Annotated in this window: 13 protein-coding genes and 3 pseudogenes; 12 read left to right on the forward strand and 4 right to left on the reverse strand. The window is 69.8% G+C overall.

What is annotated here, in order from left to right; genetic code table 11:
* The first annotated feature begins 140 nt into the window (after positions 1-140).
* Complete coding sequence (locus tag ABZ928_RS16940; protein WP_361518875.1) at positions 141-1,088, forward strand: bifunctional riboflavin kinase/FAD synthetase; 948 nt, start codon at positions 141-143, stop codon at positions 1,086-1,088.
* A 99-nt stretch (positions 1,089-1,187) separates the two neighbouring features.
* Here ABZ928_RS16940 and ABZ928_RS16945 read toward each other — a convergent pair whose 3' ends face one another.
* Entirely contained in the window at positions 1,188-5,402 is a 4,215-nt protein-coding gene (locus ABZ928_RS16945) for an SCO5717 family growth-regulating ATPase (protein WP_361518877.1), read from the reverse strand.
* Positions 5,403-5,876: 474 nt separating this feature from the next.
* Here ABZ928_RS16945 and ABZ928_RS16950 point away from each other — a divergent pair, with 474 nt between their 5' ends.
* Entirely contained in the window at positions 5,877-7,376 is a 1,500-nt protein-coding gene (locus ABZ928_RS16950; protein WP_361518879.1) for a PQQ-binding-like beta-propeller repeat protein, read from the forward strand.
* A gap of 74 nt (positions 7,377-7,450) precedes the next feature.
* Here ABZ928_RS16950 and ABZ928_RS16955 read toward each other — a convergent pair whose 3' ends face one another.
* Complete coding sequence (locus ABZ928_RS16955) at positions 7,451-7,738, reverse strand: DUF397 domain-containing protein (RefSeq protein ID WP_361518880.1); 288 nt, start codon at positions 7,736-7,738, stop codon at positions 7,451-7,453.
* Between the two features lie 276 nt (positions 7,739-8,014).
* Between ABZ928_RS16955 and rpsO the strand changes: the two genes are divergently transcribed.
* The 5 genes from rpsO (at position 8,015) to ABZ928_RS16980 (ending at position 13,515) form a co-directional block, all read left to right on the forward strand.
* A complete protein-coding gene (gene rpsO, locus ABZ928_RS16960) occupies positions 8,015-8,302 on the forward strand; it encodes a 30S ribosomal protein S15 (protein WP_059197935.1) in 288 nt (95 codons plus the stop codon).
* A gap of 309 nt (positions 8,303-8,611) precedes the next feature.
* Positions 8,612-10,828, forward strand: a complete 2,217-nt coding sequence (locus ABZ928_RS16965) for a polyribonucleotide nucleotidyltransferase (RefSeq protein WP_361518883.1) — start codon at positions 8,612-8,614, stop codon at positions 10,826-10,828.
* On the forward strand, positions 10,825-12,204 hold the full coding sequence (locus tag ABZ928_RS16970) for a pitrilysin family protein (protein WP_361518885.1): 1,380 nt from the start codon (positions 10,825-10,827) through the stop codon (positions 12,202-12,204). Before ABZ928_RS16965 ends, ABZ928_RS16970 begins: the two co-directional genes overlap by 4 nt.
* 77 nt (positions 12,205-12,281) lie before the next feature.
* Positions 12,282-13,034: a 4-hydroxy-tetrahydrodipicolinate reductase gene (dapB, locus tag ABZ928_RS16975; protein WP_361518887.1), complete on the forward strand. Its 753-nt coding sequence runs from the start codon at positions 12,282-12,284 to the stop codon at positions 13,032-13,034.
* Between the two features lie 7 nt (positions 13,035-13,041).
* A complete protein-coding gene (locus tag ABZ928_RS16980) occupies positions 13,042-13,515 on the forward strand; it encodes a tetratricopeptide repeat protein (protein WP_361518888.1) in 474 nt (157 codons plus the stop codon).
* A gap of 50 nt (positions 13,516-13,565) precedes the next feature.
* Here ABZ928_RS16980 and ABZ928_RS16985 read toward each other — a convergent pair whose 3' ends face one another.
* Both ABZ928_RS16985 and ABZ928_RS16990 read right to left on the reverse strand, forming a co-directional pair.
* Positions 13,566-14,123 (reverse strand): hypothetical protein, encoded by a 558-nt coding sequence (locus ABZ928_RS16985; protein WP_361518890.1) that lies wholly within the window; start codon positions 14,121-14,123, stop codon positions 13,566-13,568.
* An 89-nt stretch (positions 14,124-14,212) separates the two neighbouring features.
* Positions 14,213-14,452 carry a hypothetical protein gene (locus tag ABZ928_RS16990; RefSeq protein ID WP_361518892.1) on the reverse strand — a complete coding sequence of 80 codons (240 nt, stop codon included), beginning with the start codon at positions 14,450-14,452 and terminating at the stop codon, positions 14,213-14,215.
* A gap of 207 nt (positions 14,453-14,659) precedes the next feature.
* Between ABZ928_RS16990 and ABZ928_RS16995 the strand changes: the two are divergent.
* From ABZ928_RS16995 to ABZ928_RS17015, 5 genes and pseudogenes are all read left to right on the forward strand, one after another.
* Positions 14,660-14,950, forward strand: a pseudogene (locus ABZ928_RS16995) (FAD-dependent thymidylate synthase); the annotation flags it as partial.
* 159 nt (positions 14,951-15,109) lie between these two features.
* Positions 15,110-15,856 (forward strand): annotated as a pseudogene (locus tag ABZ928_RS17000) (HNH endonuclease); the annotation flags it as partial.
* 3 nt (positions 15,857-15,859) lie between these two features.
* Positions 15,860-16,309, forward strand: a pseudogene (thyX, locus tag ABZ928_RS17005) (FAD-dependent thymidylate synthase); the annotation flags it as partial.
* Between the two features lie 211 nt (positions 16,310-16,520).
* On the forward strand, positions 16,521-17,420 hold the full coding sequence (gene dapA / locus ABZ928_RS17010) for a 4-hydroxy-tetrahydrodipicolinate synthase (RefSeq protein WP_361518894.1): 900 nt from the start codon (positions 16,521-16,523) through the stop codon (positions 17,418-17,420).
* Positions 17,421-17,574: 154 nt separating this feature from the next.
* A complete protein-coding gene (locus ABZ928_RS17015; protein WP_361518896.1) occupies positions 17,575-19,260 on the forward strand; it encodes a ribonuclease J in 1,686 nt (561 codons plus the stop codon).
* Positions 19,261-19,748 lie beyond the last annotated feature (488 nt).

A 19,748-nucleotide genomic window follows, 5' to 3' on the forward strand; every position in this document is an offset into this window, starting at 1 on the left:
TCATGACCGTGCCCGCCCCACGTGCGTCGGGTCACAGCGCCCATGCCGATGCGGGCCGGACGGACCCGGCATGGCACCCTTAGACCTGCGTAAGAGGTAAGCCGTACATACGGACACAGGTTCGACGAGGAGCGGTCACAGTGCAGCGCTGGCGTGGCTTGGAGGACATCCCCGAGGACTGGGGACGCAGCGTCGTCACCATCGGCTCCTACGACGGAGTCCACCGCGGACACCAGCTGATCATCCGGCATGCCGTGGAACGCGCCCGTGAGCTGGGCGTTCCCTCGGTCGTCGTCACCTTCGACCCGCACCCCAGCGAGGTCGTCCGCCCCGGCAGCCACCCCCCGCTGCTGGCTCCGCACCACCGTCGCGCCGAACTCATGGCCGAACTGGGCGTGGACGCGGTCCTGATCCTCCCCTTCACGACGGAGTTCTCGAAACTCTCGCCGGCCGAGTTCGTCGTCAAGGTCCTGGTCGACAAGCTGCACGCCAAGGCGGTCGTCGAGGGCCCCAACTTCCGCTTCGGCCACAAGGCCGCGGGCAACGTCGAGTTCCTCGCCGAGCAGGGCAAGACGTACGACTTCGAGGTCGAGGTCGTCGACCTGTTCGTGTGCGGGGAGGCAGGCGGCGGCCAGCCGTTCTCCTCCACGCTGACCCGCCGCCTGGTCGCCGAGGGCGACCTGGAGGGCGCCGGCGAGATCCTCGGCCGGCCGCACCGGGTCGAGGGCGTGGTCGTCCGCGGCGCCCAGCGCGGCCGCGAGATGGGCTTCCCCACGGCCAACGTCGAGACCCTCCCGCACACCGCCATCCCCGCCGACGGCGTCTACGCCGGCTGGCTGCACGTCCAGGGCGAGGCGATGCCGGCCGCGATCTCCGTCGGCACGAACCCGCAGTTCGACGGGACCGAGCGCACGGTCGAGGCGTACGCCATCGACCGGGTGGGGTTGGACCTCTACGGCCTGCACGTGGCCGTCGACTTCCTCGCCTTCGTCCGCGGCCAGGCGAAGTTCGAGTCCCTTGAGGCGCTCCTTGAGCAGATCGCCGAGGACGTCAAGCGGTGCCGGGAGCTGGTGGCGGCGGCCGAGTAGCCAGTAGTTAGTAGTCAGTAGTTCTTCTTCGTACGACGCCGAAGGGCGGCCGGTGCCGGTGAGCACGGGCCGCCCTTCGGTTTTCGGGTGAGTGGTGGGTTACTGCTGCGGGGGCGCGGGCGGGTAGGGCTGCCCGGGCTGACCCGGCTGCGGGTAGGGCTGGGGGTAACCGGGCTGCTGTCCGGGCTGGGGGGCGTACGGCTGCTGGGGCGCCTGAGGGGCCTGGGGCTGCTGGGGGTAGCCCTGCGGCGGGTACGGCTGCTGGCCCGGCATCGGCTGCTGCTGGCCGGGGACGTACTGCTGGCCCGGCATCGGCGGCGCCGCCACCGGGGGCGGGTTGCCGTCGCTGGTCCACAGGCCGTGCATCTGCTGGTGGCGTACGAAGTCCTCGGCGACCATCGCCGCGAGGTTGAAGTACGCCTCGCGCACCTTGGGCCGCATCATGTCGAGGTCGACCTCGGCACCGGCGGAGAGATGCTCGTCGAAGGGCACGACCACGACACCGCGGCAGCGGGTCTCGAAGTGGCTGACGATGTCCTCGACCTTGATCATCTTGCCGGTCTCGCGGACGCCGGAGATGACGGTGAGCGACCGCGAGACGAGATCCGCGTACCCGTGGGCGGAGAGCCAGTCCAGCGTCGTACTGGCGCTGGAGGCACCGTCGACGGACGGCGTGGAGATGATGATGAGCTGGTCGGCGAGGTCGAGCACGCCGCGCATGGCGGAGTAGAGCAGACCGGTACCGGAGTCGGTCAGGATGACGGGGTACTGCTTGCCCAGCACGTCGATCGCGCGCCGGTAGTCCTCGTCGTTGAACGTCGTGGACACGGCCGGGTCGACGTCGTTGGCGATGATCTCAAGGCCGGACGGGGCCTGCGACGTGAACCGGCGGATGTCCATGTACGAGTTGAGGTACGGGATCGCCTGCACGAGGTCGCGGATGGTGGCCCCGGTCTCCCGCCGCACGCGCCGCCCGAGCGTACCGGCGTCCGGGTTCGCGTCGATGGCGAGGATCTTGTCCTGCCGCTCGGTCGCGAGGGTCGATCCGAGAGCGGTCGTCGTGGTCGTCTTCCCGACACCGCCCTTCAGGCTGATGACCGCGATCCGGTAGCAGGACAGCACGGGCGTCCGGATCAGCTCCAACTTCCGCTGCCGCTCGGCCTCTTCCTTCTTCCCCCCGATCTTGAACCGCGACGGCTGCGCCGCCGGGCGCCCGCTCTTCGCCTTCTGCTTCTTGTTGTTCAGCAGCCGATCCGACGACAGCTCGACGGCGGCGGTGTAACCGAGCGGCGCGGCCCCGGGGTTGGTCATCTGCCGCTGATCGTGCTGGATGGGCTGCGGCCAGGCTGCGCCGGTGCGGGGGTCGACGGGGGGTTGGGGGGAGTGGGGGGCCTGGGCTGCCGGGGAGGCATGGGGTGCCTGAGGAGCTTGGGGGGCTTGGGGGTTGTGGGGGGCCTGCGGAGCCTGCGGGTGCTGCTGGGCGTGCGGAGCCTGCGGCGGGGTGGGTCCCTGCGGGGCGCCGTGCGGCGCGGCTGCCGGGGGCTGGGCCGTGGGGCTTGCGGGCTGCTGGGTGGCGTTCGGGGCGGCGGGGTGGGGGAAGCCGTAGGCGCCTTGGGCGTTTGGGGCCGGGGGCTGGGAGGCTCCGGGGGCGCCGCCCGGCTGCGGGAAGCCGTAGCCACCTTGCGGGGCGGGGGCTCCGCCGGGCTGTGGGAAGGCGGTGCTGCCTTCTGCGGTGGGTGCCGGGGTGTTCGGGGCGGCGGGGGTGCCGGGCTGGCCCTGCGGGGCGGGCGGCTGGGGGAAGCCGTAGCCGCCCTGGGGGTTGGGCGCGGGGGCCGGAGTGCCGGGCTGCGGGAAGCCGTACGCGCCCTGTGCCGGGGTGGGTGTGGGGGTGGCGCCCGGGTTCGGGAAGCCGTAGCCGCCCTGGGCGTTCGGGGGTTGCGGAGCCTCGGGGGAGGGGGTCGGCTGAGGGGCGTTCGGGGCACCCGGGTGTGGGAAGCCGTAGGCGCCCTGCGGGTTGGGTGTCGGGGGCTGGGGAGGCGTCGGCTGGGCTGCGCCGGGGTGGGGGAAGCCGTATGCGCCCTGTGCCGGGGCGGGTGCGGGGGTGGCGCCTGGGTTCGGGAAGCCGTAGCCGCCCTGGGCGTTCGGGGGCTGCGGGAAGCCGTACCCGCCCTGCGGGTTGGGTGCGGCGGGCGGCTGCTGGGGTGCCGGGGCGCCGGGCTGCGGTGCTGCCGGGGGCGTGGCCGGCGGGTTCCAGGCGGCGGGCGCGGGCTGGGGTGCCTGCGGCTGGAAGGGCGGCTGCTGCTGCGGCACGGGCGGCTGCGCCTGCGCGACCGCCGGCTGCGGCGCGGGCGCGTCCGGCTGCTGCGGCTGCGCCGGCCACTGTGCCGCGGGCGCGGGTGCGGCGGGCTGGTACGACGGCGGCAGCGGCGGCATCCCGGCCTGCGGCGTCGGCGGGGGAGTCCAGGCGGGCGGGGCGTCCTGGGGGGCGCTGCTGTCGGGCGTGGCGTCGGCCGGCTCCGTGTCGGAGGGCGTGGCGTCGGCGGGCTCGGGAGCGATCGGGGCTGCGTCGGCGGGTACGGAGTCCTCGGGCTCTGTGGCAGCCGGTACGGCGTCGACGGGCTCGGTGTCGGCCACCGCGGCTACCGGCTCGGCGTCTTCCGGCTCCGCGTTGGTGGCGTCGTCCTGCCCGGCATCGTCCTGCCCGGCATCGTCCTGCCCGGCATCGACCTGCCCGGCATCGACCTGCACGGCGTCCAGCGACTCCGCGTCCGTTGCCTCGGCATCACCCGGTACGTCGTCCAACAGCTCCGCGTCGGCCGGCTCGGTGTCCTCGGTGGTCGTGCTCGTCGGCGCCGCGTCCGTGGGCTCTGCGCCCGGCAGCTCTGCGACGGAAGGCTCCGTATCCGCGGAATCGACGTCCGCCTCCCCGGAGGTCTCGAAGTCGGTGCCCTCCGGCGCCGACCCCTCCGGCTCGGTCTCCTCCTCGGCGTCCTGGGCGAGCGGGGTGTCGTCCGCCGCGACCTCGGTGTCCTCATCGGCGGAGTCCTCGGGCGTACCGGCCTGGGCTACGTCGTCCGTCTCGTCGGAGTTGACGGCCGTGTCGGTGGCGTCGTCCGAGTTGGCCGTCGCCGTGATGGCGTCGTCCACCGAGTCCGTCACGGCCCCGGTGACCTCGTCGTCCTGCGCAGCAGCCTCGGGCTCGCTGTCGGCACCCTCGGTCTCGTCGTCGACCGGCGTCAGCTGCGCCTCGGCCACCGCCGCGCGCTCGGCGATCTCGCGCTTCAGCGAAGCTGCGGAGAACCGCATGGTGGCGGCGCTCTCCAGGTCACCGTTACCGGACTCCGGCTCCTCGGCGGCCGAGGAGGCGGGAGCGTCGGGGGCGGGCTCGGAGTCGGCCGTGGCGGGCGTGGGCAGCGTGAAGCTCGTCGGGGACGGAGCGGGAGCCGTGTCGTCGGCGTCGGCCGTCACGGGCGCAGGCAGCGTGAAGCTGGTCGGAGACGCGGCCGGGGACGCGGGAGGCGTCGCCGGAGTCCCCCACGGCGACTGGAACCCCGGAACGTTCGGCACCGCCGTAGGGGACCCGGCATCCGAGGCCGGCGTCTCGGGCGGTGCGGCCTGCGGCTCGAATCCGCTCCCCACAGGAAGCTTGGGCACCGCACCCGGACCGTCGTCCGACGCCCCGCCCGGAGCCTGCGGCGGCGTGAAGGGCACCGCCGGACCGGAGGCAGGGGGCGCCGGAGGCGTGAAAGGCGCCCCAGGAGCGGAGGAGGCGGGCGTCGGGGGAGTGAAGGGCACTCCCTGCCCCGGCACCGGAGGGGTGAAAGGAATCCCGGGCCCCGGCGCGGGCGGCGTGAAGGGCACCCCGGGACCGGAGGCAGGAGGCGCTGGAGGCGTGAAAGGCGCCCCGGGACCCGAAGGAGCCCCCTGAGCATCCTGTGCGCCCTGAGGGCGCGAATGAGCCGGAGGCGTCAGGCCCGGCAGCGAGGAAGCGGACCAGTCCACAGGCGAGGGCGCGGCGGCACCGGGCGCACCCGAAGCCGGCGAACCGACCCCGGCCGACCCCGTCGTACCGGAGGCACCGGAAGAGCCAGACGGGCCGGGCGAGCCGGACGGGCCACCCGCAGCCGCCGCGTTCCCCCCGTCCCCGGAACCCCCCGGACCCCCCGAGCCTCCCGACGCGTTCTGCGTGTACCAGGCAGGCGGCGCGTAGTCGATGGTGAACTCGCCCGTGATCTCGCTGGCGGACTCCGCGTCGGGCTGGTCATCGCCGGGTGTGGCCCAGCCCCCGCGGATCCCGTCCCGATCGCTGCTCACAATTCCTCCTGGTGTGGCCGAGCACCCCCATACCGTGCGAGGGGCGACCTTTTCTTGTCGTCTTCCAGGCGTCCGAAGTCGTCCGAGGTCATCCGAATCCCCCGGCTCTCCCCCTGGGGCGCCGACGCCCGGTCCACGGGTTCTGGCGTCGCGCCAGGTACCAGCCTAATCACCACAAGCCCCACCCCGGCAGGCCCGTCCACCCACGAGCGCACGTCCGCTGCGTCACAACCTGCCCAGAAGTGGCGTACACAGCTTTCGCATTCGTGACGAAAAAGGGCGATGTTCGTGAACACCCCGAACACAAACGGAAGGTGAGGGGAGGCGGGGCGCGTGTCCGCCTAAGCGCCTTGCCCCGCAGGGGTGTTGGGGAGGGGGCGGCTCACCCCGGCCCCCGCCCGGCCCCGGCCGGCGGGCATAGTGGGGCCGATCCGATCATCGAACCGACAGAAACAGCAGAAGGGGCTCCTTCGCGTGAGCTTCGGCCCGCCTCCCTCGATCTACACCCAATCCGCACTCGCGGCCGACACCGCCCGCAGGCGCCGACGCCGTACGAGACTCCTGGGCGCCGTCGCGGTCGTCGCGGCGATCGCGCTCGCCGGAGGCGGCTGGCTCCTCGCGTCCGACGGCGACGGCGCCCCCGCCGAGGCCAAGGAGGCGGTCGCGCAGAGTCCCGACGCCATCAGGGAGACGACCGAGCGGGTGCCCGTCTCGCCCGAGGGGCGGCTGATGATCGAGCACGACGAGGAGAACCTCGCCAAGACCAACGACGCCAACCCCCGCTACGCGCCCGGCACCTGGGTCACCGACAAGGTGATGGTCAAGGGCGTCGCCGACCGTCTGGAGGGCTACAACATCGCCCTCGACGCCGACGAGAAGGCCTGGAGCCTCAAGCTGGACGGCCACATCTGCGCCACCAGCCGGCATGTCACCGCGGACGGCCGTACCGCCGTGGTCATCCAGCCGCCGCGGCCGAAGGGCTCGGAGAAGGACGGCGTCTGCGACCAGGTCGTCTTCTTCGACCTCGACACCGGCAAGAAGCTGTGGCAGAAGAAGATGCCCGCCGCGAACTCCGCCTTCGTCACCAACACCAACCTCACCCTGACGCAGGGCGTCGTCGCCGTGGCCTGGGGGCAGGGCTCGGTGGCGTACGACATGAAGTCCGGCGAGCAGCTCTGGAACAGCACTCTCGGCTCCGAGTGCGAGGACAAGGCCTTCGCCGGCGGCCGCGCCCTGCTCTCCCTGCTCAGCTGCGGATCCCTGCCCGATGTCACCTTCCGCGTGGCGAAGCTGGACCCGCGCACGGGCAAGGCGCGGTGGACGTACAAGGTCGCCGACGGTGTCCAGACCGTCTATCTGCCGTCGTCGGATCCACCGGTGCTCGCGGTCGCGGCGGGCGACAGCGAGGTGACCGACCTGATCACGCTCGACGACGCGGGCAAGTACCGCACGACCATCTCCCTCGACGGCTACGACGCGAAGTGCGGCGAGCGGTACTTCGGACTGTCCTTCTTCGGCGAGTACGAGAACTGCGACGGTGTCGTCGTGGGCCGCAGCCAGGCCTTCGTGACCAGCAAGGAGAACATCGCCACCGGGCAGCCCTCGGACTGGATCGTGGCCTTCGACCTGGCGACCGGCAAGACGGGTGGGAAGTTCGACGGGCGTGAACTGCAGAAGGTCCATCCGCTGCGGATGAGCGGTGACGATCTCCTGATCTACCGGCGCGGTGCGGGCGCCGTCGCCCCGGCCGCCGTCGTGCGCTGGAACCCGAGAACCGACCAGGAGACCCCGCTCCTCCTCTTCACCCTCCCCGAGGACGACGACGGCGAGCTCAGCGACCCGGAGCAGTCCGACATCCTCTTCCACAAGGGCCGGGCCTTCTTCGGGAAGCGGGAACTGGTCGCCGACGACAAGTACCCGACCGACCCGGTGCTGATGGCGCTCGCGGTGGGGAGCGCCGGGCTGAAGCACTGAGGCAGCGCAAAGGGCGGTACGCGTGCGTACCGCCCTTTTTCACGGCACGCACGCGTGCGTGCCGCCCCTCACCGTCACTCCGCGTCTTCGGACTCCGGCGCCGGCTCGATGTCGAACTCCCCGTCCCGCGCCCCCAGCACGAAGGCCGTCCACTCCGCCTCCGTGTACCGCAGCACGGTGTCCGGGTCCAGCGAGGACCGCATGGCCACGGCACCCTCGGGCAGGTACGCGATCTCGACCCGCTCCTCGTGCTCCTCGGTACCCGGCGCGCTGTGCCACTCGACGCCCGAGATGTCCAGGGCGTAGAGCTCGTCCCGCTCCCGCTCCTTGCGCGCCTTGATCTCCTCTGCCGTCTCCGCCATGTCCCGGCGACCCCTTCCGACGTCATACGCTCATGATCCGAGCGCTCACCCTAGTGGCCCCCTCCGCCCCGACGGGGTGGTTCGGGAACCGGGGCGAAGGCCCCCACCTTTGGCTGGTACCCTGAGTGACGGCCGTTTGTGTACGCACCCCCGGAGTCCCTCGAAGGACCCTGGAGGCCGCGCCCAGCGGATCCCCGCCTCCCGAGTAACGGAAGCTCCCCCGAGACACAGACCGGGGGCACTCGGTGGCCATTTTCAGACTACGAGGAGTTTCGAGTGCCGCTCGACGCCGCAGTGAAGAAGCAGATCATCGCCGAGTTCGGTCAGAAGGAGGGCGACACCGGCTCCCCCGAGGTCCAGGTCGCCATGCTTTCGCGCCGGATCTCGGACCTGACCGAGCACCTCAAGACCCACAAGCACGACCACCACTCCCGTCGTGGTCTGCTGATCCTGGTCGGTCAGCGCCGCCGCCTTCTCCAGTACCTGGCGAAGAAGGACATCCAGCGCTTCCGTGCGCTGGTGGACCGCCTCGGCATCCGCCGTGGTGCGGCGGGCGCCAAGTAAGACGCCATGAAGGGAGCGGTTCCCCAAACGATCGGGGGCCGCTCCCTTCGGCTTTGCCGTGCGTACGGAAACGTGCGCAGTGTCACACCTACTTTGTAGTGTGGTAGCACAACGCAGTACGAACGAGGAGAAGTGCACCTCGCCGCCGCCGGTCCTCGGTAGTGGCTCCCGGGCAAATGCGAACCCGGGTGCTTCGATCGAAGACCGGCCCGCACCAGATGGAGCGCCTTCTCCGCGTGCGTCCCCCCGCCACACGGGCGGATCGGGACAAAAGACGAAACGTAGACGAAAGTAACGGAGAAAACGCTAGTGGAGAACGAGACCCACTACGCCGAGGCCGTCATCGACAACGGCTCCTTCGGCACCCGCACCATCCGCTTCGAGACGGGCCGCCTGGCCAAGCAGGCCGCCGGCTCCGCCGTGGCGTACCTGGACGACGACACCATGGTGCTGTCGGCCACCACCGCCTCCAAGAACCCCAAGGACCAGCTCGACTTCTTCCCCCTGACGGTGGACGTCGAGGAGCGGATGTACGCCGCCGGCAAGATCCCCGGCAGCTTCTTCCGCCGTGAGGGCCGTCCCTCCGAGGACGCCATCCTCACCTGTCGTCTGATCGACCGCCCGCTGCGCCCGTCCTTCAAGAAGGGCCTGCGCAACGAGATCCAGGTCGTCGCCACGATCATGGCCCTCAACCCCGACCACCTGTACGACGTCGTGGCGATCAACGCCGCCTCCGCGTCCACGCAGCTGGCCGGTCTGCCCTTCTCCGGCCCGATCGGCGGCGTCCGCGTCGCGCTGATCAACGGCCAGTGGGTGGCCTTCCCGACGCACTCCGAGCTCGAGGACGCCGTCTTCGACATGGTCGTCGCGGGCCGCACCCTGGAGGACGGCGACGTCGCGATCATGATGGTCGAGGCCGAGGCCACCGAGAAGACCATCCAGCTGGTCAAGGGCGGCGCCGAGGCCCCGACCGAGGAGGTCGTCGCCGCCGGTCTCGAGGCCGCGAAGCCCTTCATCAAGGTCCTCTGCAAGGCCCAGGCCGACCTCGCCTCCAAGGCCGCCAAGCCGACCGGCGAGTTCCCGATCTTCCTCGACTACCAGGACGACATCCTGGAGGCGCTCTACGCCGCCGTCCGCCCGGAGCTCGCCTCCGCGCTGACCATCGCGGGCAAGCAGGAGCGCGAGTCCGAGCTGGACCGCGTCAAGGCGCTCGCCGCCGAGAAGCTCCTGCCGGAGTTCGAGGGCCGCGAGAAGGAGATCTCCGCCGCGTACCGCTCCCTGACCAAGCAGCTCGTCCGCGAGCGCGTGATCAAGGAGAAGAAGCGCATCGACGGCCGTGGCGTCACGGACATCCGTACGCTCGCCGCCGAGGTCGAGGCCATCCCGCGCGTGCACGGCTCCGCGGTGTTCGAGCGTGGCGAGACCCAGATCCTGGGCGTCACCACCCTCAACATGCTCCGCATGGAGCAGCAGCTGGACACCCTCTCCCCGGTGACCCGCAAGCGCTACATGCACAACTACAACTTCCCGCCGTACTCCACCGGCGAGACCGGCCGCGTCGGCTCCCCCAAGCGCCGCGAGATCGGCCACGGCGCCCTCGCCGAGCGCGCCCTGGTCCCGGTCCTGCCGACCCGCGAGGAGTTCCCCTACGCGATCCGCCAGGTCTCCGAGGCGCTGAGCTCCAACGGCTCGACGTCCATGGGCTCGGTCTGCGCCTCCACCATGTCGCTGCTGAACGCCGGTGTGCCGCTGAAGGCCCCCGTCGCCGGTATCGCCATGGGTCTGATCTCCCAGGAGATCGACGGCGAGACGCACTACGTCACCCTCACCGACATCCTCGGTGCGGAGGACGCCTTCGGCGACATGGACTTCAAGGTCGCCGGCACCAAGGAGTTCGTGACCGCCCTCCAGCTCGACACCAAGCTGGACGGCATCCCGGCCTCCGTCCTGGCCGCGGCCCTCAAGCAGGCCCGTGACGCCCGCCTCCACATCCTCGACGTGATGATGGAAGCGATCGACACGCCGGACGAGATGTCCCCGAACGCCCCGCGGATCATCACCGTCAAGATCCCCGTGGACAAGATCGGTGAGGTCATCGGCCCCAAGGGCAAGATGATCAACCAGATCCAGGAGGACACCGGCGCCGACATCACGATCGAGGACGACGGCACCATCTACATCGGTGCGGTCGACGGTCCCTCCGCCGAGGCGGCCCGCACCACGATCAACTCGATCGCCAACCCGACCATGCCGGAGGTCGGCGAGCGCTACCTGGGCACGGTTGTCAAGACGACCACCTTCGGTGCGTTCGTCTCGCTGCTCCCGGGCAAGGACGGTCTGCTGCACATCTCGCAGATCCGCAAGCTCGCCGGCGGCAAGCGCGTGGAGAACGTCGAGGACGTGCTCGGCGTGGGCGCCAAGGTCCAGGTCGAGATCGCCGAGATCGACTCCCGCGGCAAGCTCTCCCTGATCCCGGTCATCGAGGGCGAAGAGAACGATGAGAAGAAGGACGACACCGACAAGTGACGTCGAGTAGCTCCACGGCGACGGCCCGCACCTCCTCGGAGGCGCGGGCCGTCGCCCGTACCCAAACCCTCGTCAAGGGCACCAACGGCATCGGCACGGTCCGCAAGACCACCCTCCCGGGCGGCCTGCGCATCGTCACCGAGACGCTGCCCTCGGTCCGCTCCGCGACCTTCGGCATCTGGGCCCACGTCGGCTCCCGCGACGAGACGCCGTCCTTGAACGGCGCCACGCACTACTTGGAGCACCTGCTCTTCAAGGGCACCACGCGCAGGTCGGCGCTGGACATCTCGTCCGCCATCGACGCGGTCGGCGGCGAGATGAACGCCTTCACGGCGAAGGAGTACACGTGCTACTACGCGCGCGTGCTCGACACCGACCTGCCGCTCGCCATCGACGTCGTCTGCGACATGCTGACGGGCTCCCTGATCCTCGAAGAGGACGTCAACGTCGAGCGCGGCGCCATCCTTGAAGAGATCGCCATGACCGAGGACGACCCGGGCGACTGTGTGCACGACCTGTTCGCGCACACCATGTTCGGCGACAACCCCCTCGGCCGCCCGGTCCTCGGCACGGTGGACACGGTCAACGCCCTGACGGCCGACCGCATCCGCCGCTTCTACAAGAAGCACTACGACCCGACCCACCTGGTTGTGGCCGCCGCGGGCAACATCGACCACAACAAGGTCGTACGACAGGTCCGCGCGGCCTTCGAGAAGGCGGGCGCCTTCAAGAACGCCGAGGCGGCCCCCATCGCCCCGCGCGACGGCCGCCGTACGATCCGCACCTCGGGCCGCGTGGAACTGCTGGGCCGCAAGACCGAGCAGGCCCATGTCGTCCTCGGCATGCCCGGCCTGGCCCGCACGGACGACCGCCGCTGGGCGCTGGGCGTGCTCAACACGGCGCTGGGCGGCGGCATGTCCTCCCGTCTGTTCCAGGAGGTCCGCGAGAAGCGCGGCCTGGCCTACAGCGTGTACTCGTACACGTCGGGCTTCGCCGACTGCGGTCTCTTCGGCGTGTACGCCGGCTGCCGGCCCTCCCAAGTCCATGACGTGCTGAAGATCTGCCGCGACGAGCTCGACCACGTCGCCGAGCACGGACTGACCGACGACGAGATCGCCCGTGCCATCGGCCAGCTCCGCGGCTCCACGGTCCTCGGCCTGGAGGACACCGGCGCGCTCATGAACCGCATCGGCAAGAGTGAGCTGTGCTGGGGCGAACAGATGTCCGTCGACGACATGCTGACCCGGATAGCCTCGGTCACCCCGGACGACGTCCGCGCGGTCGCCCGCGACATCCTGGGGCAGCGGCCCTCGCTGTCGGTCATCGGCCCGCTCAAGGACAAGCAGGCGTCGCGTCTGCACGAGGCAGTGGCGTAACCCCGCCGGTCTCCGGCCGGCGCCTGTTCGGTCAGCGTTTTCGGTAAGCGTCTTCAGCGTCTTTAAGGAAGCAAGTGATGAGCAAGCTGCGCGTGGCGGTCCTCGGTGCCAAGGGCCGGATCGGCTCCGAGGCGGTCAAGGCCGTCGAGGCCGCCGAGGACATGGAGCTGGTCGCCGCCCTGAGCCGGGGCGACAAGCTGGAGACGCTGGCCGAGACGGGCGCCCAGGTCGCCGTCGAACTGACCACGCCGGACTCGGTGATGGCCAACCTGGAGTACTGCGTCGGCCACGGCATCCACGCCGTCGTCGGTACGACGGGCTGGACCGACGAACGCCTCGCCCAGTTGAACGCCTGGCTGGCCGCCTCCCCGGAGACGGGCGTCCTCATCGCGCCCAACTTCTCCATCGGGGCCGTCCTCAACATGAAGTTCGCGCAGATCGCCGCGCCGTACTTCGAGTCGGTGGAGGTCGTCGAACTCCACCACCCGAAGAAGGTCGACGCGCCCAGCGGTACGGCGACCCGCACGGCCCAGCTCATCGCCTCGGCCCGCGCCGCGGCGGGCACGGCCCCGGCACCGGACGCCACGGAGACGGGCCTGGACGGCGCACGCGGCGCGGACGTGGACGGCATCCCGGTCCACTCCGTCCGCCTGCGCGGCCTGCTGGCCCACCAGGAGGTCCTCCTGGGCGGCGAGGGCGAGACGCTGACCATCCGCCACGACTCGCTCCACCACAGCAGCTTCATGCCGGGCATCCTGCTGGGCGCCCGCCGCGTCGTCACCACCCCGGGCGTCACCTTCGGCCTGGAACACTTCCTGGACCTGGGCTGACGACAGCATGCGCGCCAAACTCTCCTACGCCATAACGGCCGCCGTCCTGGTCTTCTACTTCGTCCTGGTCGGCAGCCGCGGCATCATGCTCATCCAGTCCGGCACCCTGCTGACGGTCACCTTCGGTGTGGCCGTGCTGATCCTGCCGGTCATCGGCATGTGGTTCCTGTGGAAGAACACCCAGTTCGTCCGCCGGGCCAACGCCCTCGCCGCCGAACTCGACGCCGAGGGCGGCCTGCCCGTCGACGAGCTCAGGCGCACCCCCAGCGGCCGCATCGACCGCGATTCGGCCGACGAGGTCTTCGCCAAGCGCAAGGCCGAGACGGAGGACGCGCCGGGCGACTGGCGCAGCTGGTTCCGCCTCGCCATCGCCTACCAGGACGCCCGTGACACCCCGCGGGCCCGCAAGGCGATGCAGCGCGCGATCGCCCTGCACCCCTCTTTGCGCCTAAACCGGCGCCGCTCTCGCGGAGCTGGCTGATCGCCGTCGTGGTTCCTCAATTGATGGTTGCGGTCGCCGCAACCGGAGTGTCAGGCGCCGCGCTGATACTCCGCGCCCCACGCCTCCACCGAGTCGGCAGCCCGGTCGAACGCCTCCGGCCGTCCCAGGAAGTCCGCGTTGTGCGTGGTCAGCAGCGGCGAAGTGTCCTCGACCGCACGGTCGTTGCGTACGACGGTCAGGGCCTGCCCCTGCACCGTGCGCGGCAGCCCCAGCCAGCGCACCGGCTGCTGGACCGTCCGTACCGCGACGACCTTCTCCCAGCGCGCCGTGCGCGTCAGGAAGAACCCGACGTGGCGCACTCCGCGCGCGCTCACCCACACACCCATGCGCAGCAGCCGCAGCGCGACGGCGATGATGGCGAGCGCGCCGCCGAACACCGCACCGCCCTCGGACACGGAGCCCGTGAGCGCGATGATGACCGCCGCGAACAGCACGTACGAGGCGAGCAGCAGCAGAAGCGCCGCCGCGGCCACCCGGTAGGGCCCGGGGCGGTAGGGGCGCCGCCAGTGCTCACGGTCGTCGAAGGGCAGCGCGACATCACCGGCTGTCTCGAAGGCGCGGTCGGCCGTCAGGAAGGGCAGGGGCACGGCTGGTCCTCACTCGTCCATGCGTGGGCTGTGCCCGGTGAGGCTATCCGCCGGTGTGCCTACTAGCCACCTTCGGGGGCTCGGATGAGTCAGTGTCCCTGGGACGCCTGTGACTGCTGAGTGCCGCTGGAGGAGTGATCGAGCGTCAGCGCCGGCATCCCGAGCACCAGGGCCCCCACCAGCGCGGCGACGATGGTGACGCCCAGGAGCCAACGCCCGGCTATCTCCGCCGCGGAGGACTTCTCCCGGCGCGGGGGAGTGACATTGCTGCGGAACCTGTCGGCCTCGGCGACGAAGGCGAACGGGACGGGCTCACGCCGACGGAACATCGGGGAGACGCTCCTCTCAAGCTCGGAGACTCGAATTAGTGACTGTTGTTGATACAGACGCACGAGTGCCCGAAAAGGTGCCCTGATGCCCCGAATTCACAGAACTTCACCGAAGATGTCGCGTCCCGGCACCGAACGCCCCGATGTCAGTGCCGGGCCGTAGAGTGGGCGCCGCCCGAGAGAAGTGATGGAAGGACCCGCCGAGCCGTGACCGACACCCCCGCAGACGACCTCAAGCCCAGCTTCCGCAGCGATGTCACCGTCGAGCTGGTCAAGCACACCGCGGCCGACTCCGACGTCCTGTGGGCGGCCCGCGTCTCGACCGCCGGCGAGCAGTCCCTGGAGGAGCTCCAGAAGGATCCCGAGCGCTCCAAGGGCCTCATCAACTACCTGATGCGGGACCGGCACGGCAGCCCCTTCGAGCACAACTCGATGACCTTCTTCATCAGCGCCCCGATCTTCGTCTTCCGCGAGTTCATGCGGCACCGCGTGGGCTGGTGTGTCGCGGGTGACACGGAGATCACGCTGGTGAGCGAGGCAGGCACTGTCCGGCGCCGCTCGATCGAGGATCTTTACAAGTTGTGGCACCTCGGGGTCGAGGACCGGTTGCCGCATTCTGCGGGGGGCGTTACGTGGCATGCCCAGGCACAGAAGTGGATGGCGCAGGTCCGCCGCGGGGAGACCAACCACTATCTCGGGCTGTACGACAACCGTGAGGCGGCCGACTCCGCCGTCGCGGAATTCCGTGAGCAGCACCCGTCCACCCGACTGCGCAAGCTCGAATCGGTGCGCCGCAACCACGTCCGCTGTTACGACGAGGAGACCCTGACAGCGCAACGGGCTCAGATCCTCGACGTCATCCAGTCGGGCATCAAGCCTCTGATCAAGATCACCACCGCGGGCGGCAAGGTTCTGCGCTCCACCGTCGATCACGCGGTCCTCACCCCGGACGGCTGGCGGAAGGCCGGTGAACTCGTGGTCGGGGACGCGGTGATGGCCTCCGGCACGGCGCCCCGCCCGTCGGAGGGTCTCGTCCCCCCGAGCCTCCGCCGCGGTGTCGGGGTCTGGACCTCGATGCAGCACGCCCGCCTCATCGGCGAGACCGATCTCTGTCACCTGTGCGGAGGGTCCTTCCCTCGCGAGCAACTCGCGCTCGATCACGTGGTGCCGGTGGCCGAGGACCTGACGCGCGCGCTCGACGAGCGCAATCTGGCCCCGGCCTGCGAGCCCTGCCACGCGGCCAAGAGCGCGACAGAACAGAAGCTCGCCCGCCGTGGCGGAGAGATCGCCGTGGCCGTTCCGGATCCGGTCGTCTCGATCGAGGACGACGGCGAGGAGATGACGTACGACCTGACCGTGGAAGGCCCCTGGCACAACTTCCTCGCGAACGGGATCGTCGTCCACAACTCCTACAACGAGGAATCCGGCCGGTACAGGGAACTCCAGCCGGTCTTCTACGTACCCGGAGAGGACCGCAAACTCGTACAGCAGGGACGCCCCGGCAAATACGAGTTCGTGTCGGGCACCGAAGCGCAGCAGGAGATCATGGAACGCTCGATGCAGGAGTCCTACATCCAGGCATACGAGCGCTACCAGGAGATGCTCGCTGCCGGAGTCGCCCGCGAGGTCGCCCGGGCCGTCCTCCCCGTCGGTCTGTTCTCCTCGATGTACGCCACGTGCAACGCCCGCTCGCTGATGCACTTCCTCGGCCTGCGGACCCAGCACGAGCTGGCGAAGGTCCCGTCCTTCCCGCAGCGGGAGATCGAGATGGTCGGCGAGAAGATGGAGGCGGAGTGGGCCAAGCTCATGCCGCTCACCTACGCCGCCTTCAATGCGAACGGCCGTGTGGCCCCGTAACGCACCCGCGTTCCCCGGTCGGGCACAGATGTACGGGTCAGCCTCGCGAGGTGTCCGTATTGCGGCATTTAGAGAAGTTCATCTAGCCTGATCAAACGGACCCGGCACTGCTTGAACCCCCGAGCAGGCAGTGCCGGGCTCCATCTTTGTCATGACTTTCCCCGCCCCCCGAGGGCAGACCACGCCTTGAGCAGCGAGTAGCGTGTTACCCATGGCTCCGACCTCCACTCCGCAGACCCCCTTCGGGCGGGTCCTCACCGCCATGGTCACGCCCTTCACGGCGGACGGCGCACTCGACCTCGACGGCGCGCAGCGGCTCGCTACCCACCTGGTGGACGCAGGCAACGACGGCCTGATCATCAACGGCACCACCGGTGAGTCCCCCACCACCAGCGACGCGGAGAAAGCGGACCTCGTACGAGCGGTACTGGAGGCGGTCGGCGACCGCGCCCACGTCGTCGCCGGCGTCGGCACCAACGACACCCACCACAGCATCGAGCTCGCCCGCGCCGCCGAGAAGACCGGCGCGCACGGCCTCCTGATCGTGACGCCGTACTACAACAAGCCCCCGCAGGAAGGCCTGTACCGCCACTTCAAGGCCGTCGCGGACGCCACGGAGCTGCCCGTCATGCTCTACGACATCCCCGGCCGCAGCGGCGTCCCGATCAGCACCGAGACCCTGGTCCGGCTCGCCGAGCACCCGCGGATCGTCGCCAACAAGGACGCCAAGGGCGACCTCGGCCGCGCCAGCTGGGCCATCGCCCGCTCCGGCCTCGCCTGGTACTCCGGCGACGACATGCTGAACCTGCCGCTGCTGTCCGTGGGCGCCGTCGGCTTCGTCTCGGTGGTGGGCCATGTGGTCACCCCCGACCTGCGCGCGCTGGTGGACGCCTTCGTCTCCGGCGACGTACAGAAGGCGACGGAGATCCACCAGAAGCTGCTCCCCGTCTACACGGGCATGTTCCGCACCCAGGGCGTCATGACCACGAAGGCCGCGCTCGCCCTCCAGGGCCTGCCCGCCGGACCGCTGCGCGCCCCCATGGTGGAGCTCACGGCGGAAGAGATCGAGCAGCTCAAGATCGATCTTGCCGCGGGCGGGGTACAGCTCTAGCACCAGACTTCGCGCGCCCCCGGCGCGCAACAGACTTCACAACTGAATAAGCGGGCCACCGGTGCCTGCGACCACAACGACAACTGCTACACGCACGAACGTCATGCGCGCCACGTGCCCACCGGTACGTGGCGTGTGTGGTGAGGAGAGTCTTTTGAGTCATCCGCATCCTGAACTCGGCCCGCCCCCGCCGCTCCCCGAAGGCGGCCTGCGCGTCACCCCACTCGGCGGTCTTGGAGAGATCGGCCGAAACATGACGGTCTTCGAGTACGGCGGTCGCCTTCTGATCGTCGACTGCGGAGTGCTCTTCCCCGAGGAGGAGCAGCCCGGAATCGATCTGATCCTGCCGGACTTCTCGTCCATCCGGGATCGCCTCGACGACGTCGAGGGCATCGTCCTCACGCATGGCCACGAGGACCACATCGGCGCCGTCCCGTTCCTGCTCCGCGAGAAGCCGGACATCCCGCTGATCGGCTCCAAGCTGACCCTCGCGCTCATCGAGGCGAAGCTCCAGGAGCACCGGATCCGCCCGTACACCCTTGAGGTGGCGGAGGGGAACCGCGAGCGCATCGGCCCCTTCGACTGCGAGTTCGTCGCGGTCAACCACTCCATCCCGGACGCGCTGGCCGTGGCCATCCGCACGCCGGCCGGCATGGTCGTCCACACCGGCGACTTCAAGATGGACCAGCTCCCGCTGGACAACCGTCTGACGGATCTACACGCGTTCGCACGTCTGAGCGAGGAGGGTATCGACCTCCTTCTCTCCGACTCGACGAACGCCGAGGTCCCCGGATTCGTACCGCCTGAGCGGGACATCTCCAACGTCCTGCACCAGGTCTTCGGGAACGCCCGCAAGCGGATCATCGTGGCGAGCTTCGCCAGCCACATCCACCGCATCCAGCAGATCCTGGACGCGGCCAACGAGTACGGCCGCAGGGTCGCCTTCGTCGGCCGCTCGATGGTCCGCAACATGGGCATCGCGAGGGACCTGGGCTATCTGAAGGTCCCGCCGGGCCTGGTGGTCGACGTCAAGACGCTCGACGACCTCCCCGACCGCGAGGTGGTCCTGGTCTGCACGGGCTCCCAGGGCGAACCGATGGCTGCCCTGTCCCGCATGGCCAACCGCGACCACCAGATCCGGATCGTCAACGGCGACACCGTGATCCTGGCGTCGTCCCTGATCCCCGGCAACGAGAACGCGGTCTACCGCGTGATCAACGGCCTGACCCGCTGGGGCGCCAACGTCGTCCACAAGGGCAACGCCAAGGTCCATGTCTCGGGCCACGCCTCGGCCGGCGAGCTGCTGTACTTCTACAACATCTGCCGCCCGAAGAACCTGATGCCGGTCCACGGCGAATGGCGCCACCTCCGCGCCAACGCCGAGCTCGGCGCCCTCACCGGCGTCCCGCACGACCGCATCGTCATCGCGGAGGACGGCGTGGTCGTCGACCTCATCGAGGGCAAGGCCAAGATCTCCGGCAAGGTCCGCGCGGGTTACGTCTACGTCGACGGCCTCTCGGTCGGCGACGTGGGCGAGCCGACCCTCAAGGACCGCAAGATCCTGGGCGACGAAGGCATCATCTCGGTCTTCGTGGTCATCGACTCCTCGACCGGCAAGATCACGGGCGGACCGCATGTCCACTCCCGCGGCTCCGGCATCGAGGACTCGGCGTTCAGCGAGGTGATCCCGAAGATCACGGAGGTCCTGGAGCGCTCGGCCCAGGACGGCGTGGTCGAACCCCACCAGCTGCAGCAACTGGTACGGCGGACCCTCGGCAAGTGGGTCTCCGACACCTATCGCCGCAGGCCGATGATCCTCCCGGTGGTGGTGGAGGTCTGACGGTCCGTCGGACTCCGTACGCGTGAACCTGGAGCGGGGCGCCTCGATTTGCATCGAGGCGCCCCGCTCCAGTACGTTTACGGCTCCGCCTGAACGGGAACCCGGCCGCCTCGCGTGCCGGAACCAGTCCCCGAAGCGGGTGGGAATTCCGACTCAGAACTTCTGATAAAGTCGGAGCCGCCGGAAAGGGAAACGCGAAAGCGAGAACCTGGAAAGCACCGAGGAAATCGGAACCGGAAACGGTCTGATAGAGTCGGAAACGCAAGACCGAAGGGAAAAGCCCGGAGGAAAGCCCGAGAGGGTGAGTACAAAGGAAGCGTCCGTTCCTTGAGAACTCAACAGCGTGCCAAAAATCAACGCCAGATTAGTTGATACCCCGTCCGAGGCCGTCACGGCCGAGGATGAGGTTCCTTTGAAGAAACATACAGCGAGGACGCTGTGAACTGCCGGCTTATTCCGCCGGTGGTTCCGCTCTCGTGTGTGTGCAC

Source organism: Streptomyces sp. NPDC046909 (assembly GCF_040644695.1).
Taxonomy (GTDB): domain Bacteria; phylum Actinomycetota; class Actinomycetes; order Streptomycetales; family Streptomycetaceae; genus Streptomyces.

What these genes read in the sequence shown, in the direction of transcription:
- ABZ928_RS16990 (WP_361518892.1), bottom strand. Translation starts at nt 14,452, where the DNA reads ATGTTCCGTCGGCGTGAGCCCGTCCCGTTCGCCTTCGTCGCCGAGGCC.
- dapB (WP_361518887.1), top strand. Translation starts at nt 12,282, where the DNA reads ATGAGCAAGCTGCGCGTGGCGGTCCTCGGTGCCAAGGGCCGGATCGGC.
- ABZ928_RS16955 (WP_361518880.1), bottom strand. Translation starts at nt 7,738, where the DNA reads ATGGCGGAGACGGCAGAGGAGATCAAGGCGCGCAAGGAGCGGGAGCGG.
- ABZ928_RS16980 (WP_361518888.1), top strand. Translation starts at nt 13,042, where the DNA reads ATGCGCGCCAAACTCTCCTACGCCATAACGGCCGCCGTCCTGGTCTTC.
- dapA (WP_361518894.1), top strand. Translation starts at nt 16,521, where the DNA reads ATGGCTCCGACCTCCACTCCGCAGACCCCCTTCGGGCGGGTCCTCACC.